This is a genomic window from Pseudomonas sp. GW823-FHT02F05, from assembly GCF_058797315.1.
Genome location: NZ_JBXAJM010000009.1, coordinates 126651 through 141190, shown reverse-complemented (window position 1 = coordinate 141190; position 14540 = coordinate 126651). Strand labels below are relative to the sequence as shown.

Genomic DNA, 14540 nt, shown 5'->3' with positions numbered 1-14540 from the left:
CATGGCCGACCAGTCACGGATGACCCTCTTGTTGGTTTCACGGTTTTGGCGCCGCGGCCTGCTGCTCGCCTGCCTGTTGCTGACAGCGCCGGCGTGGAGTGCCGACATTCTGCTGACGGCCGCCGAAGACAGCGCCGGCGTGCGCGCTTTTACCCAGGCCCTTGCCCAACAACGCCCCGAAGACCAGGTCAGCTTCACGCCACTCAAGCAGTTGCCAGCGCCCAGTCACCTGCCTGCCAGCACACGCCTGATTCTCCTTGACCTGCCGGGTCTGGACTGGCGCCTGCAGGATGCTCAGGGGCCATCAACCCTTGTGCTGCGCATCAGCCGCCTGCAGGCCCGACAACGCCTGGGCAATTCCCACCCGGCAAAAATCAGTCTGCTATGGAGCGACCCGCCGCTGGAGCGTCAGCTGCGCCTGATCGCCAATATCCTGCCCCAGGCCCGGCGCGTCGGCGTGCTGTACGGCGTCGATAGCGAATTCCTGCTGCGCGAACTGATCCAGTTCGCCAAACCCATGGGCCTGGAAATCATGCCCCAGCCATGGGACAACACCAGCGACAGTCGCCCGCTGCAAACCCTGTTCAAAAACAGCGACGTGCTACTGGGCCTCGACGATCCGCAGCTGTACAACCCCAAGACCGTAAAAAACCTGTTGCTGAGCAGCTACGCCCAACAACTGCCGTTGGTGGGGCCCAACGCTGGGTTTGTGCGGGCCGGCAGCCTGGCCAGCACCTACAGCGATCAATCCGATTGGCTCGCGGTGCTGGACCAACTGCTGGACCAGCCGCCGGCCAGTTGGCCCAGCACGCTCTACCCGCAGCACTTCAAAGTCGTGGGCAACCCACAAGTCGCGCGCTCACTGGGCATCGAACAGGTCGATGAAATCGCCGTTGCCGCCCGCCTGGCCGAAGGAGAACAACGCCCATGACCTTGCGCCGTCGTTGGGATATCAACACCCGCACCCAGCTCATTACCCTGGGCCCCGCGCTGCTGTTGACCCTGCTGCTCATCACCTTCTTCACCTTCGTGCGCATCCAAGACTTGCGCCAGGAGCTGGACCACACCGGTCAATTGATCGCCAACCAGCTGGCGCCTGCCACTGAGTACGGCGTGATTTCCGGCAACAACGATGTGCTTGAAACCCTGCTACGTGCGACCTTGGCCACACCCCATGTGCGCTTCCTGGAGATCCAGGACAGCGCCGAGAACATCTTGGTGTATGTGGAGCAGCCGTCCGAGCGGCATGACCGTTCGCTGTCGGTGAAGGTGTTCCAGGCACCGATCCGCCTGCAACACATCCAGCTCAACAATGACTTTTTCCAGGACAACCTCAGCGAACCCAAGGCACCCCGCGCGGACTACCTGGGGCGGGTGATTGTGGGCATGTCCAACGACGCTTTCAGCCAGCGCCAGCAGGAAATCCTGTTCAAGGCAGGGGTCCTGGCGCTGTTTGCCCTGCTGTTTACCTTCCTGCTGGCGCGACGCTTGTCGGCCAGCCTGTCACAGCCGATCAGCGCCATGGGGCACGCGGTCAAGGCCATCCAGCAAGGCGATTACAAGACACCACTGCCCATCGTCGATGACTCAGAATTGGGCGACCTCTCGCGGCATATCAACAACCTGGCCGAGGGCCTTCAACAGGCCAGTCGCGAACAGCAACAAGCCATGGCCCAGTTGATCCAGACCCGTGAAGAAGCCGAGCGGGCGAACAACGCCAAGTCGGATTTTCTGGCGATGATGAGCCACGAACTGCGCACGCCCATGAACGGCGTGCTGGGCATGCTGCAACTGCTGGAAACCACGGAGATGACCGAGGAGCAGACCGAGTACGCGGCGCTGGCGTGCGAGTCCACCGAGCATTTGCTCAAGGTGATCAATGACATCCTCGATTTTTCACGCATTGAACGCGCCGCCCTGGAACTGGAACATATTCCGTTCAACCTGGCCGATCTGATCAACAGCTGCGCCCAGGCTTTCCAGCACAGCGCCCAGCAGCGCGGGCTGAGCCTGGAACTGCCCATTCCCATGGGCATGGAGGCTCTGCGTGTACGCGGCGACCCGACGCGGATCCGCCAGATTCTGGTGAACCTGATCGGCAATGCATTGAAATTTACCGAACATGGCAGCGTGACCGTGGAGCCCCACTGGCAAACCCTGGACCATGAGTTGGTGTGGTTCACCTGCACCGTACGCGACAGCGGTATCGGTATTTCCGCCGAACGCCTGGATTTGATGTTCGATGCATTCCAGCAGGCAGACAGCTCCATTTCCAGGCGTTACGGTGGCACGGGCCTGGGCCTGCCGATTGCGCGCACCCTGGCCGAACGTATGGGTGGCACCTTGCGCGCCCAGAGCGAAGAAGGTCGAGGTTCAGTGTTCACCTTGGAGATTCCGCTGGCCATTGACCAGCAGCATGCCCCGGTCACCGCACCTGACGCGCTTGGCAAAGCCAGCGCCGGCGATGGGCGCCACGTGCTGTTGGTAGAGGACAACCCGGTCAACCGCACCGTGGTCGAAGCGATGCTGCGCAGCCTGGGTTTTGAAGTCAGCCTGGCCACGGACGGCGCCGAGGCGATCCGCAGCGCCGAGAGCCTGATTTTCACCGCTATCCTGATGGATTGTCGCCTGCCCTTGATCGACGGCTACGAAGCCACACGGCAGATTCGCCAACTGCCCGGTTGCGCCGATCTGCCGATCATCGCCCTGACGGCCAACGCCTTGCAGGGCGATCGCGAAGCCTGCCTGGCAGCCGGAATGAACGATTACCTGGCCAAGCCGTTCAAACGCACGGATTTGCAGCAAATCCTGCAGCGCTGGGTGCAATAGCGCCGCGCCATCAGCCAACTGCGACTGGCGTGAAAGACGAAAGTGCGGCAGTCTTAGGCACCCGAACGGGCTGATAAACAGGCCCGGTTTAAAATTTCAGTGAACAAGTGTACATTCAGTGCCTTGCCGCTGTGACTTTCACTACAACGCAATAGTCTATGTGTAGGCTGCCGCTATGAGGCATGAACGCTTCATTCGGTTCGGGAAGATTTGCCCTACCCTGCCGCATGGGATTATTGAGGAGCTCGCATGACCAAACAAAACGCCTTTACTCGGGAAGACCTGCTGCGCTGCAGTCGCGGTGAGCTGTTCGGCCCAGGTAACGCGCAACTGCCCGCCCCGAACATGCTGATGGTGGATCGCATCACCCATATCAGCGAAGAGGGTGGCAAGTACGGCAAAGGTGAATTGGTCGCCGAGCTGGATATCACCCCTGACCTGTGGTTCTTCGCTTGCCACTTCGAAGGCGACCCTGTGATGCCAGGTTGCCTGGGCCTTGACGCCATGTGGCAACTGGTTGGCTTCTACCTGGGCTGGCAAGGCCTGCCGGGCCGCGGTCGCGCCCTGGGTTCGGGCGAAGTGAAGTTCTTTGGCCAGGTACTGCCGAGCGCCAAGAAAGTCACCTACAACATTCAAATCAAGCGCGTCCTCAAGGGCAAGCTGAACCTGGCCATCGCCGACGGTTCGGTGACTGTCGACGGTCGCGAGATCTATACTGCCGAAGGCCTTCGGGTCGGCGTATTTACTTCCACTGACAACTTTTAAGGGTTATCCGCATGCGCCGCGTCGTTATCACTGGTCTGGGCATCGTTTCTTGCCTGGGCAATGACAAAGAGACCGTCACCGCTAACCTGCGTGCAAGTCGCCCTGGCATCCGCTTCAACCCGGAATATGCCGAAATGGGTCTGCGTAGCCAGGTTTCCGGCTCCATTGACCTGCCCCTCGAAGAACTGATCGATCGCAAGATCTATCGCTTCGTCGGCCACGCTGCCGCCTACGCCTACCTGGCCATGAAAGACGCGATCGCCGACTCCGGCCTGGGCGAAGACCAGGTTTCGAACGTACGCACCGGCCTGATCGCCGGCTCCGGCGGCGCATCGACCCTCAACCAAATGGAAGCGCTGGACATCCTGCGCGAAAAAGGCGTGAAGCGCGTCGGCCCTTATCGTGTCACGCGGACCATGGGCAGCACCGTTTCCGCCTGCCTGGCTACGCCATTCCAGATCAAGGGCGTGAACTACTCGATCTCCTCCGCATGCGCCACCAGCGCCCACTGCATCGGGACTGCCGTTGAGCAGATCCAACTGGGCAAGCAGGACATCGTATTTGCCGGCGGCGGTGAAGAAGAGCATTGGAGCCAGTCGTTCCTGTTCGACGCCATGGGCGCATTGTCCACCCAGTACAACGAAACCCCAGAAAAAGCCTCCCGCGCCTACGACGCCAAGCGTGACGGTTTCGTCATCGCCGGTGGTGGTGGCATGGTGGTGGTCGAGGAGCTGGAACACGCCCTGGCCCGTGGCGCCAAGATCTACGCGGAAATCGTCGGCTACGGCGCGACGTCCGACGGCTACGATATGGTTGCGCCAAGCGGTGAAGGCGCCATCCGCTGCATGCAGATGGCAATGTCCACCGTCGATACCCCAATCGACTACCTGAACACTCACGGCACTTCGACCCCGGTCGGCGATGCCAAGGAAATGGAAGGCGTGCGCGCGGTATTTGGCGACAAGGCTCCGAAGATCAGCTCCACCAAGAGCCTGTCGGGTCACTCCTTGGGCGCCGCTGGCGTTCACGAAGCGATCTATTGCCTGCTGATGATGGAAGGCAACTTCATGGCCGGCTCGGCCAACATCGACGAGATTGATCCGGTTGTGGCCGATATGCCAATCCTGACCAAGACCGTTGAAAACGCCAAGATCGACACCGTGATGAGCAACAGCTTTGGTTTTGGTGGCACCAATGCCACCTTGGTACTCAAGCGCTGGCAGGGCAAGTAAGCTCGCAGGTTGATCACACGAAAAAGCCCCGACTGGTTCGGGGCTTTTTTTTTGCGTTTGATTTGAAACCGCGTCGCCTTCATCACAGGCAAGCCAGCTCCCACGTTCGACCGCGTTCATCCTGAAGGAATACGGTCCAGTGTGGGAGCTGGCTTGCCTGCGGCTGGGCCACCCCGGTTCCCCGCCCTACACCGAAAACCGCGCCACCATCGAATTCAGATCCACCGCCAACCGCGACAACTCCTGACTCGCTGCACTGGTCTGGTTGGCCCCGGTCGATGTCTGGTGCGCGAGGTCGCGGATATTCATCAGGTTACGATCCACCTCCCGAGCCACCGCCGCCTGCTGCTCCGACGCGCTGGCAATCACGAGGTTGCGTTCGTTGATCAAGGTGAATGCCGAGGCAATCTCTTCCAGGGCCATGCCCGCCGATTTGGCGAGATCCAATGTAGAGCGCGCCCGTGTATTGCTCTGCTGCATCGAGCTGACAGCCTGGTCGGTGCCCTGCTGAATCCCGCTGATCATCTGCTCGATTTCCTGGGTCGACTGTTGCGTGCGATGGGCCAAGGCCCGCACTTCATCGGCTACCACCGCAAACCCGCGCCCGGCATCCCCCGCTCGCGCCGCTTCAATCGCCGCGTTCAGTGCCAGCAAGTTGGTTTGCTCGGCAATCGAGCGAATCACATCCAGCACTGTGCTGATGCCATAGACCTTTTGCGCCAGCGCTTCGACCTGGGTCACATTGGCGGTCACATCGGTCGCGAGGGCTTCAATCGACACCACCGTCTGCTGCACCTGCTCACGCCCTTGCTGGGCAATCCGGTCGGATTCGCGAGATGCCTGGGACGTGGCCACGGCATTGCTCGCCACCTCCTCCACCGCCACCGTCATCTGATTGACTGCCGTGGCCGCCTGTTCGATTTCCTGGTTCTGCTGGTGTAAACCACGGGTCGCATCCTCGGTGACGCAACTGAGCTCTTCGGAAGCCGACGCCAATTGGTTCGACGATTCTGATATGCGCCGGATAGTGTCGCGCAAGCTCTCCTGCATGCGTTTGAGCGCCTGTTGCAAGCGCGCCGGCTCGTCGCTGCCACTGAGCCTGATGTCGCCCGTCAAGTCGCCACTGGCAACGCCCTGGGCCACTTTCAACGACTGTGCCAGCGGCAGCACGATGCTGCGTGTCAGCCACACCGCCAGGCCAATCGTGACCAACGCCGTGACGCCAATCATGGTCATCACCCAGACCCGCGACTGGCTGAACACCTGCTGTGCCAGCCGGGCGGCCTCGTTGGCGCTGGACTTGTTCAGATTGACCAAGTCACGCAGCGTCACGGCCATCTGGTCAGCCATCTGATTCATTTCGCCATTGACCACCGCAATGGCCTCCTCCAGCCGATTGGCCTTGGATAAGCCCACCACCTGCTCCTGGCGTTGCAGGTACTGCTGCTCCTCGACCTTGAAGCGATCAAACAGCACGCGCTCCTCAGGCAAGACGATCAATGCCTCGTACACGCCTTCAGCGTGGTGCAAACCGGTTTTGATCTCGGCAATTTTCTGCTCGTTCTGCGCCACCGCCTGGGGGTCGCGGTTGACCAGCAAGCGCAACGTCAGCGCCCGAATGCGCAACACATCCTGGTTCATCTCCCCCACCGCCATCACGCTGGGCAGCCAGTTGGTCTCCACCTGGTCCGACTGCTGGCGCATATTGGCCATCTGCAACAGGGCAAAGCCGCCCAAGACGAACACCATCAACGCCAGCACACCAAAGCCCAGGCCAGCGCGAGGGGCGATATTCAAACTGCGGATATTCATGCCAGGGTTCCTTCCAAAAGTACTGCATCCACCTGCAGCGGGTCTCTTGGACGTTATCGGCACCTCAGGTCATTGGCGTAAGATCAAAACGCGATATCAAGGCGCGTCGCCATCGCGATGCGGCTTGGGCAGGATGGCGAGGAAGTTGTCGCGCGCAACCTTGTGGGCAACGTCTTCGGGCAACGCATCGAGGAAAGGATCGAAACGGCGCATCTCCTTGCCCAACTTATTGAAGCGCCCCACAACATCGGAGCCGAGCATGAAGCGATCCGGGAAGCGCTCCACCAGCGCAACCCATTGCGACCGTGGCTTGCCGGCGTCATCCAGCAGATAGGGCGTGAGCATGCTCCAGGACAGGTCGATATACAGGTTGGGGTACGCCTCAAGCAGGCGCGTCAGGGTAGGCAACAAAAAGTCCATCTGCACCTGATGACGGTGAATTTCCTTGCTGGTACCGGCATGGGCCCAGATAAAACGCGTGTGCGGGTGATTGCGTAACGGCTGCTCGACTTCCGCCAGGTACAGCGGGTTGCGCTCACGTTTGGAGGTGATGTTGGAGTGCAGCATCACCGGCAGGTCGTTTTCGGCCGCCAGGTGATAGATGCGCGTCATGGCTTCGTTATTGGCGCGCGGGGTGTCACCGGAGGTCAGGGCGGTAAGGTCATCGTGCCGGGTGAACACTTCACCGATGCCCTGCCACAGCCCTGGGTTGAGGTCGAGCATACGCTGGATGTGGGCGGCGGAGTTTTTGTCGTTGGGATTGAAACCGGCGAGGAAGGGATGAAAGTGCTGGCGTTGCTCGGGGGAAAGTTTATTGACCGCCGCCGCGACGATCACATCCGTGGCGCTGTACCAATAGGCATCGGCGTCGTCACCGGCGTAGTAGCGCGGGCGCTTGGGCTCGTCTTCGTGCCATTTCTTGGCCACGGGAATCCCGGAAATCATGACGTGCTCAATACGGTTGTCCGCCATGGCCTTGAGCAGCTTGTCCATGCCTGCGGTTTCCTGGAAAAAATCCACGTAATGCAGGTGCGCGTCGCTGTAGGCATAGTCACGGGCCTGCGCGACAAGGCTGCTGGCGGCGAGCAACAAGGCAAGACTCAGGCGGGCTCCAGACACGGTAAAACCTCAATAAGGGTTGATACGGGTAGACCTTGCGCCAGCCTTCAGGGTTCAGCATGGAAAAAACCGGAACACTGGGGTGCCAGCATGCTCTATAACTGCATGACCTTCATCCTGCGCCCTTATGAGGTTTGCCATGCCTGTTACCGTTAATACGCTGAACGCTGAAAACTTCCGTCACAGCGTGAATATCAATAATCACGAGCTGTTTACCGACCTGCCCAAGAGCCTGGGCGGTGACGATTCGGCACCCTCCCCCCACGATTATTTCGATGCTGCGCTGGCGTCGTGCAAAGCTTTGACCGTGAGGCTCTACGCGCAGAAAAAAGATATCCCGCTGACCGGCGTGACCGTGGAGGTCACTCACGACAGCGACGAAGAGCAAAAGGGTAAATACAAACTCAACGTCAAGCTGACCCTCAAGGGCGTACTCACCGACGCCCAGCGCGATGAACTGCATCGCGTGGCCGATAAGTGCCCGGTACATAAGCTGATGACCACCGCCGAAATCACTATCGAGACGAAATTGTCGGAAGGCGCCTTCAGCCAATAGCCCCAACTTCCCATCGAGCGGGTTATGCTCAAAGCATCCAACCCGCTCAGACTGGGATGCCCATGACCACCCTCACCGTGATTCGCCCTCGCCCCGAAGATGTAGAAGGCCAGCCTATCCTGCGGCCCCTGCCCTCACGTGAATGCCGCAGCGTCGGTCCCTTTGTATTTTTCGACCATATGCTGCCGACCCGCTACGCACCGGGTAACGGCATGAATATCCGCCAGCATCCCCACATCGGCCTGTCCACCCTCACCTACCTGTTTGAAGGCACCTTGCAGCACAAGGACAGCCTTGGCTCGGACCAGGTGGTGCAAGCCGGCGATGTCAGCTGGATGACCGCCGGCAGCGCGATTGCCCACGTCGAGCGCACACCTGAAGCGGTCAAGGCCAGGGGTTTCAACCTGCATGGCCTGCAGGTGTGGCTGGCCTCGCCCAAGGACCACGAGACCGGGCCCGGACACTACAGCCACCACCCAGCCGCAAGCTTGCCGATGAGCGATAACCTCGGCGTGCAGGTGCGTTTGATCGCCGGTGATGGCTTTTGCCTCAGATCACCGGTGCCGGTGCTGTCGCCGACGCTGTATGCCGAGGTACAGATGCAAACCGCCACCACCCTGTTGATTCCTGATGAACATGAGGAACGCGCGGTGTATGTGCTGGAGGGTGAGGTGCAATTGGACGGTGAAGCCCTGGAGGTCAACAGCTTGGTGGTATTGCCGACTGGGCAGGAGATGACTCTGTATGCCGAGAGTGATTGCCACCTGATGGTATTTGGCGGGGCACCGCTGGATGGGCCACGGCGGATCAACTGGAATTTTGTGGCGAGCGACCCGGCTGTGATCGAGCAGGCGAGACAGCGTTGGGCGGCTGGGGATTGGCCCACTGTGCCGGGGGAGTCAGAAAGAATCGAGTTGCCTGTGAAATAGCTATCGCAGGCAAGCCAGCTCCCACATTTGATGGGTATACACATTTTAGAATGTAGGAGCTGGCTTGCCTGCGATGGCGTCCGATCAGGCGCTGAGAAATCAGCCCTTGAACACTTCATCCAACAAGTTATGCATCGACTGGAAAGCCCGTGCGGCGGTCTTAGCGTCGTACATCATCTTGCCCGGCACATTGGCATGGGGGTCGGTGAAGGAATGCACCGCGCCGCCGTAGCTGAGCAACTGCCAATCCACACCCGCCGCGTTCATTTCATCTTCGAACGCTGGCAGTTGCTCTTTGGGCACCAACGGGTCCGAGGCGCCATGCAGCACCAGCACTGAACCCTTGATGTTCTTCGCGTCTGCGGGGTTCGGTGTATCCAGAGTGCCATGGAACGACACGGCAGCCTTCAGCGGCGCGCCGGTACGGGCCAGTTCCAGGGAGCAGCAACCGCCAAAGCAGAAGCCGAAGGTGGCCAGTTTGGACGTGTCCACCGCGGCTTCAACCTGGCCTTGCAGTTGCTCGAAGGCGGCTTGCATGCGCTTGTTCAGCAACGGGCGATCATTCTTCAACGGCATCATCGCCGCGCCCGCTTCATCGCCATTTGAAGGACGTACGTTTTGCCCGTAGAGGTCGGCAATCAGCACCACGTAGCCCTTGCCAGCAACGGCCTTCGCAATCTCTTCGGCCCCCGCACTCACGCCCATCCAGTTCGGCGCCATCAGCAGTCCCGGCAACGGGCCCTTGTGGCTGGCATCGAATGCCAGACGGCTTTCATAAGACTGGCCATCAATCTGATAGACCACGGAACGTACAGTGACTTGGCTCATCATTTTCTCCAATTCAGATGGATTGACGATGCTCCCTGTAGGAGCGAGGGGGACGCCTAGTTCTTGCTCGCGAAAAACGTGAGATCACCGCGCTCATTCAGCATTTGCGCGTTATCGTTGACGTTCTTCGCGAGCAAGCTCGCTCCTACAGTAGAGCCAGAACGAAAAAACCCGCCGAAGCGGGTTTTTCTACAACGGTGTTAAACCGACAATTCAACCAACAGCTTGTTCAGTCGACGCACATACGCGGCCGGGTCCTTCAAGCTGTCGCCGGCTGCCAGGGCGGCCTGGTCGAAGAGGATGTGCGACAGGTCGCCAAACCGCTCTTCGCTCTGCTCGCCATCGAGTTTCTCGATCAGCGGGTGAGACGGGTTGAATTCGAAGATGGGCTTGGAATCCGGCACTTTCTGGCCGCTGGCTTCGAGGATCTGGCGCATCTGCATACCCAGGTCCTGCTCGCCGATAGCCAGGATCGCCGGGGAATCGGTCAGGCGGTGGGAAACCCGCACTTCACTCACCGCTTCGCCCAGGGAAGCCTTGATGCGCTCAACCAGGCCCTCTTTGGACTTGGCGACTTCTTCGGCTTCTTTCTTCTCTTCTTCGGAGTCCAGGTTACCCAGGTCCAGGTCACCACGGGCCACGTCGACGAAGGTTTTGCCGTCGAACTCGGTGAGGTAGCTCATCAGCCACTCATCGATACGGTCGGTCAGCAGCAGCACTTCGATGCCTTTCTTGCGGAAGACTTCCAGGTGCGGGCTGTTCTTGACCTGGGCGTAGGTTTCGCCGGTCAGGTAGTAGATCTTGTCCTGACCTTCCTTGGCACGTGCCAGGTAGTCAGCCAGGGACACAACCTGCTCGCCGTCTTCGCCTTGAGTCGAGGCAAAACGCAGCAAACCGGCGATTTTTTCCTTGTTGGCAAAATCTTCCGCCGGGCCTTCTTTCATGACCTGGCCGAAGTTTTTCCAGAAGCTCTTGTATTGCTCAGGCTCGTTCTTCGCCAGCTTTTCCAGCATGTCGAGTACGCGCTTGGTCAGCGCCGACTTCATGGAGTCGATGATCGGGTCTTTCTGCAGGATTTCCCGCGACACGTTCAGCGACAGGTCGTTGGAGTCGACCACACCTTTGATAAAGCGCAGGTACAGCGGCAGGAAGGATTCCGCCTGGTCCATTACGAACACGCGCTGCACGTACAGCTTCAGGCCTTTTGGCGCCTCGCGCTGGTACAGGTCGAACGGAGCACGGGCCGGTACGTAGAGCAGCGAGCTGTATTCGAGCTTGCCTTCAACCTTGTTGTGGCTCCAGCTCAGCGGGTTCTCGTAGTCGTGCCCGATGTGCTTGTAGAACTCCTGGTATTCCTCGTCCTTGATCTCGGTACGCGGACGGGTCCACAGGGCGCTGGCGCGGTTGACAGTTTCCCACTCCACCGCAGGGGCTTCTTCGCCTTCGGCAACGGTCTGTTCCTTGGGCAACTCGATCGGCAACGCGATGTGGTCGGAGTACTTCTTGATGATGTTGCGCAGACGCCAGCCATCGGCGAATTCGTCTTCACCGGCTTTCAAGTGCAGCACGATGCGGGTGCCGCGGTCAGCCTTGTCGATAGTGGCGATTTCAAATTCGCCCTCGCCCTTGGAAGCCCAGTGCACGCCCTCGCTGGCGTCAAGGCCGGCGCGGCGGCTGAATACTTCAACCTTGTCGGCGACGATGAAGGCCGAATAGAAGCCCACGCCGAATTGGCCGATCAGGTGAGAGTCTTTTTTCTGGTCGCCCGACAGGTTCTTCATGAAATCTGCGGTGCCGGACTTGGCGATGGTCCCCAGGTGGGTGATCGCATCGTCACGGCTCATGCCGATACCGTTGTCTTCGAGGGTGACGGTCTTGGCGTCTTTGTCGTAGCTCACACGGATCTTGAGTTCCGCGCCGCCTTCCAGCAACTCGGGCTTGGACAGGGCTTCGAAACGTAATTTATCGACAGCGTCAGAGGCGTTCGAGATCAATTCGCGAAGGAAAATTTCCTTGTTGGAATACAGCGAATGGATCATGAGGTGCAGCAGTTGCTTCACCTCGGTCTGGAAGCCCAGGGTTTCCTTTTGAGTTTCCACACTCATGGTCATCAAACTCCAATTGGATGGCAGTGGCCGCGCCCTTGAGGGTTGGCGGCGGGTTGTCATCAAAGTTGGGGACTAAGACCAGGATTTCAAGGGCGGACCAATTCCTCAATTTTGAAATGTGCCCGGGCAGTGGCAATCGGTTCGGCCGGCGTGCTCTGCCAAGCGGTAATCGCCACGTTGGCCACGCGCCGGCCCTGGCGCCATACCTGACACTTGGCATAGGTGTCCCGAAACTGGCCGGCGCGCAGGTAATCCAGGGAGAAGTCGATGATTTTCGGCAGGCCCGGAGCGCCAGTGAACACCAGCAGGTGCATGGCGGCTGCCAGCTCCATGAAGCCGGCGATCACCCCGCCATGCAGCGCTGGCAATATGGGGTTACCAATATTGTCCTTGCTGGCCGGCAGGCGAAACAGCAACTCATCCCCCAGGCGGGTGCATTCGATGCCGATCAGCCTGGCATAGGGCACCAGCTCGAGCAGCGCATCGTAGTTGCCACGGTCGAGGGCTTGCTCCAGGCGCGTCTTGAACCGATGCGTCATGCCTGTTCTCCCTTGATGACAGTGCCCAAGCCTTGAGTCCCTTTGAGGCGCTTGCCCATGCGCATGAACGTGCCTACCACATGGGCGATAGGTTGTTGCGGGTCATCCTGATAGGCAACGCCACGGGTGAAGATCACGTCGGTGGTGACCCGGTAGCATTGCGCGAAGCCATACACCGGCTTATGGGGTTCGGCGGGATGCATGTAGTCGATACGCAGGTCCAGGGTGGGGCACACCTCGAACTCGGGCAATACGCACAGGGTCGCCATGCCGCAAGCGGTGTCCATCAAGGAGGTCAGCGCGCCGCCGTGGATCACCCCGGTCAGGGGATCACCGACAATATGCGGCCCATAAGGCAGTACGAGGGTCATGCCCTCCTCGCTGGCTTCATGCACCGCCACACCCAGCACCTGGCAATGGCGCAGGGCCGAAACGAAGCGCACGGCACGCTCCAACAAAGGGTTTACGGTCATTGTTTTTAGACTCTTATTAGTGTGAATTCGGCGGATTGGAATGACTGGGTAAAGTTCCTGTACGAAACATGCTATATATCTGTGGGACATAAGGAACTAATGCTGGCCCCTTGGGTTCGAAAGGCCAGTAGATATCTTCAATAAGGAGAAACACCCCATGCGTAAGACATTAGCTATTTCCATGATGCTGGCCGCTGCTCTCGGTCTGGCTGCCTGCGACAAGAAATCCGAAGACAAAGCCCAAGACGCTGCTGCACATGCTGAGCAAGCTCAGCAAGATATGGCTAAAGCACAGGATAAAGTGAACGACGCTGCGAAAGAAAACGCCGAAGCTGCCAAAGCTCAGGCCGAATCGAACGAAGCTGCTGCAAAAGAAGCTGCACCTGCCGCACCTGCAGAACCTGCCAAGCAGTAATCGCAGGGTTTGAAGCTGTATTGCAGCAAAAAGAAAGCCCGCTGACTAAGCGGGCTTTTCTTTGTCTGCGATTTACTGCCAGCGCTACGATGCGCCCTCTTTTACAGCGTCGACTGCTGGCATATCGGTCGGGGTGTACACCATCACCTGCAATACATCGGAATGGAACTCGCGGCGGTACAGCACCAACACCACCCCACTGCTCATCAACATGAACAACCAGGGGCTGACAAACCAGGCCAGCATGGTCATGCCGAAGTAATACGCACGCAGGCCAAAGTTGAACTGGTTGGCCGCCATCGAAATCACCCGTGCCGCCCGCAAGGCAAATGCATTGCGCTCCTGCTCCGACACATGTCGTTCACCAATCATCGGCGCCGAGCCCACCAGCACCGCCGCGAAGTTGTACTGGCGCATGCACCAACTGAAAGTAAAAAACGCATAGACAAATACCAGGGCCAGGCACAGCAACTTGACCTCAGACATGCCCTGGGACGCCTGCTGCACCATCGGAATGTCTGCCAGCAACGACACCGCCCGCTCCGAAGCACCGAGCACGGTCAGGATACCCGCAAGGATGATCAACGTACTGGAGGCAAAGAACGAGGCATTACGCTCCAGGTTGCCGATCACGCTGGCATCGGCGATGCGGTTATCGCGCAACAGCATGCGGCGCATCCAGTCTTCACGGTACAGGTGCAACACGCTGGCCAGGCAGGCCGTATCTCGAGCTTTCCAGGTGGCATAACGGGTATAGCCACCCCAGCACAGGATGAACCACAGTGCGGCAAGCAGGTGGACTTGATTGGTTTCGACGAACGACATGCGGGTCCTTCTAAATGTGAGCCCGGTGAGTTGTGCAACAAATATCAAAACCCCGGCCGTACTACCTGTCTTTTATGAGAATTCCTGTTTCCAGATGTACATGAGTTCGG

The 14540-nt window shown here is 59.3% G+C and carries 14 protein-coding genes and 1 pseudogene; 7 read left to right on the top strand and 8 right to left on the bottom strand.

From position 1 onward, the window contains the following. Window position 1: 1 nt before the first annotated feature. From AC1RAC_RS13030 to fabB, 4 genes are all read left to right on the top strand, one after another. Window positions 2-931 (top strand): ABC transporter substrate-binding protein, encoded by a 930-nt coding sequence (locus AC1RAC_RS13030; RefSeq protein ID WP_492616635.1) that lies wholly within the window; start codon window positions 2-4, stop codon window positions 929-931. Further along, a complete protein-coding gene (locus AC1RAC_RS13025; protein ID WP_054899022.1) occupies window positions 928-2829 on the top strand; it encodes an ATP-binding protein in 1902 nt (633 codons plus the stop codon). The genes AC1RAC_RS13030 and AC1RAC_RS13025 overlap by 4 nt, the downstream gene beginning before the upstream one ends. A 249-nt stretch (window positions 2830-3078) precedes the next feature. Beyond that, a complete protein-coding gene (gene fabA / locus AC1RAC_RS13020; RefSeq protein WP_003190035.1) occupies window positions 3079-3594 on the top strand; it encodes a 3-hydroxyacyl-[acyl-carrier-protein] dehydratase FabA in 516 nt (171 codons plus the stop codon). An 11-nt stretch (window positions 3595-3605) separates the two neighbouring features. After that, entirely contained in the window at window positions 3606-4826 is a 1221-nt protein-coding gene (fabB, locus tag AC1RAC_RS13015) for a beta-ketoacyl-ACP synthase I (RefSeq protein ID WP_197900608.1), read from the top strand. Window positions 4827-5012: 186 nt separating this feature from the next. Here the strand turns inward: fabB and AC1RAC_RS13010 are convergent, their stop codons facing one another. From AC1RAC_RS13010 to AC1RAC_RS13000, 3 genes and pseudogenes are all read right to left on the bottom strand, one after another. Further along, complete coding sequence (locus tag AC1RAC_RS13010) at window positions 5013-5876, bottom strand: methyl-accepting chemotaxis protein (protein WP_405647825.1); 864 nt, start codon at window positions 5874-5876, stop codon at window positions 5013-5015. Continuing rightward, a pseudogene (locus AC1RAC_RS13005) lies at window positions 5868-6638 on the bottom strand (MCP four helix bundle domain-containing protein); the annotation flags it as partial. The gene AC1RAC_RS13010 and the pseudogene AC1RAC_RS13005, both read right to left, overlap by 9 nt. A 96-nt stretch (window positions 6639-6734) precedes the next feature. Further along, a complete protein-coding gene (locus AC1RAC_RS13000; RefSeq protein ID WP_492616634.1) occupies window positions 6735-7757 on the bottom strand; it encodes an amidohydrolase family protein in 1023 nt (340 codons plus the stop codon). 139 nt (window positions 7758-7896) lie between these two features. On the opposite strand from AC1RAC_RS13000, the gene AC1RAC_RS12995 reads away from it, so the two are divergent. Both AC1RAC_RS12995 and AC1RAC_RS12990 read left to right on the top strand, forming a co-directional pair. After that, entirely contained in the window at window positions 7897-8313 is a 417-nt protein-coding gene (locus AC1RAC_RS12995) for an OsmC family protein (protein WP_197900607.1), read from the top strand. Between the two features lie 62 nt (window positions 8314-8375). Continuing rightward, a complete protein-coding gene (locus AC1RAC_RS12990; protein ID WP_060764490.1) occupies window positions 8376-9242 on the top strand; it encodes a pirin family protein in 867 nt (288 codons plus the stop codon). A gap of 99 nt (window positions 9243-9341) precedes the next feature. On the opposite strand, the gene AC1RAC_RS12985 is transcribed toward AC1RAC_RS12990, so the two are convergent. From AC1RAC_RS12985 to AC1RAC_RS12970, 4 genes are all read right to left on the bottom strand, one after another. After that, window positions 9342-10070: a dienelactone hydrolase family protein gene (locus tag AC1RAC_RS12985; RefSeq protein ID WP_054898384.1), complete on the bottom strand. Its 729-nt coding sequence runs from the start codon at window positions 10068-10070 to the stop codon at window positions 9342-9344. Window positions 10071-10270: 200 nt separating this feature from the next. Then, a complete protein-coding gene (gene htpG / locus AC1RAC_RS12980) occupies window positions 10271-12175 on the bottom strand; it encodes a molecular chaperone HtpG (protein WP_014717738.1) in 1905 nt (634 codons plus the stop codon). Between the two features lie 89 nt (window positions 12176-12264). Further along, window positions 12265-12717 carry a PaaI family thioesterase gene (locus AC1RAC_RS12975; RefSeq protein WP_054898383.1) on the bottom strand — a complete coding sequence of 151 codons (453 nt, stop codon included), beginning with the start codon at window positions 12715-12717 and terminating at the stop codon, window positions 12265-12267. Continuing rightward, entirely contained in the window at window positions 12714-13190 is a 477-nt protein-coding gene (locus tag AC1RAC_RS12970; protein WP_014717736.1) for a PaaI family thioesterase, read from the bottom strand. The genes AC1RAC_RS12975 and AC1RAC_RS12970 overlap by 4 nt, the downstream gene beginning before the upstream one ends. A gap of 157 nt (window positions 13191-13347) precedes the next feature. Between AC1RAC_RS12970 and AC1RAC_RS12965 the strand changes: the two genes are divergently transcribed. Further along, window positions 13348-13605, top strand: coding sequence for a hypothetical protein (locus AC1RAC_RS12965; RefSeq protein ID WP_034127196.1), 258 nt, complete (start codon window positions 13348-13350; stop codon window positions 13603-13605). Between the two features lie 84 nt (window positions 13606-13689). Here AC1RAC_RS12965 and AC1RAC_RS12960 read toward each other — a convergent pair whose 3' ends face one another. Next, window positions 13690-14430 carry a DUF599 domain-containing protein gene (locus AC1RAC_RS12960; protein WP_034127195.1) on the bottom strand — a complete coding sequence of 247 codons (741 nt, stop codon included), beginning with the start codon at window positions 14428-14430 and terminating at the stop codon, window positions 13690-13692. Between the last annotated feature and the right edge of the window lie 110 nt (window positions 14431-14540).

Excerpts from the sequence above, each read along its gene's own strand:
- AC1RAC_RS13030 (WP_492616635.1), top strand. The coding sequence starts at position 2 with ATGGCCGACCAGTCACGGATGACCCTCTTGTTGGTTTCACGGTTTTGG.
- AC1RAC_RS13025 (WP_054899022.1), top strand. The coding sequence starts at position 928 with ATGACCTTGCGCCGTCGTTGGGATATCAACACCCGCACCCAGCTCATT.
- fabA (WP_003190035.1), top strand. The coding sequence starts at position 3,079 with ATGACCAAACAAAACGCCTTTACTCGGGAAGACCTGCTGCGCTGCAGT.
- fabB (WP_197900608.1), top strand. The coding sequence starts at position 3,606 with ATGCGCCGCGTCGTTATCACTGGTCTGGGCATCGTTTCTTGCCTGGGC.
- AC1RAC_RS13010 (WP_405647825.1), bottom strand. The coding sequence starts at position 5,876 with ATGCAGGAGAGCTTGCGCGACACTATCCGGCGCATATCAGAATCGTCG.
- AC1RAC_RS12995 (WP_197900607.1), top strand. The coding sequence starts at position 7,897 with ATGCCTGTTACCGTTAATACGCTGAACGCTGAAAACTTCCGTCACAGC.
- AC1RAC_RS12990 (WP_060764490.1), top strand. The coding sequence starts at position 8,376 with ATGACCACCCTCACCGTGATTCGCCCTCGCCCCGAAGATGTAGAAGGC.
- AC1RAC_RS12985 (WP_054898384.1), bottom strand. The coding sequence starts at position 10,070 with ATGAGCCAAGTCACTGTACGTTCCGTGGTCTATCAGATTGATGGCCAG.
- htpG (WP_014717738.1), bottom strand. The coding sequence starts at position 12,175 with ATGAGTGTGGAAACTCAAAAGGAAACCCTGGGCTTCCAGACCGAGGTG.
- AC1RAC_RS12975 (WP_054898383.1), bottom strand. The coding sequence starts at position 12,717 with ATGACGCATCGGTTCAAGACGCGCCTGGAGCAAGCCCTCGACCGTGGC.
- AC1RAC_RS12970 (WP_014717736.1), bottom strand. The coding sequence starts at position 13,190 with ATGACCGTAAACCCTTTGTTGGAGCGTGCCGTGCGCTTCGTTTCGGCC.
- AC1RAC_RS12965 (WP_034127196.1), top strand. The coding sequence starts at position 13,348 with ATGCGTAAGACATTAGCTATTTCCATGATGCTGGCCGCTGCTCTCGGT.
- AC1RAC_RS12960 (WP_034127195.1), bottom strand. The coding sequence starts at position 14,430 with ATGTCGTTCGTCGAAACCAATCAAGTCCACCTGCTTGCCGCACTGTGG.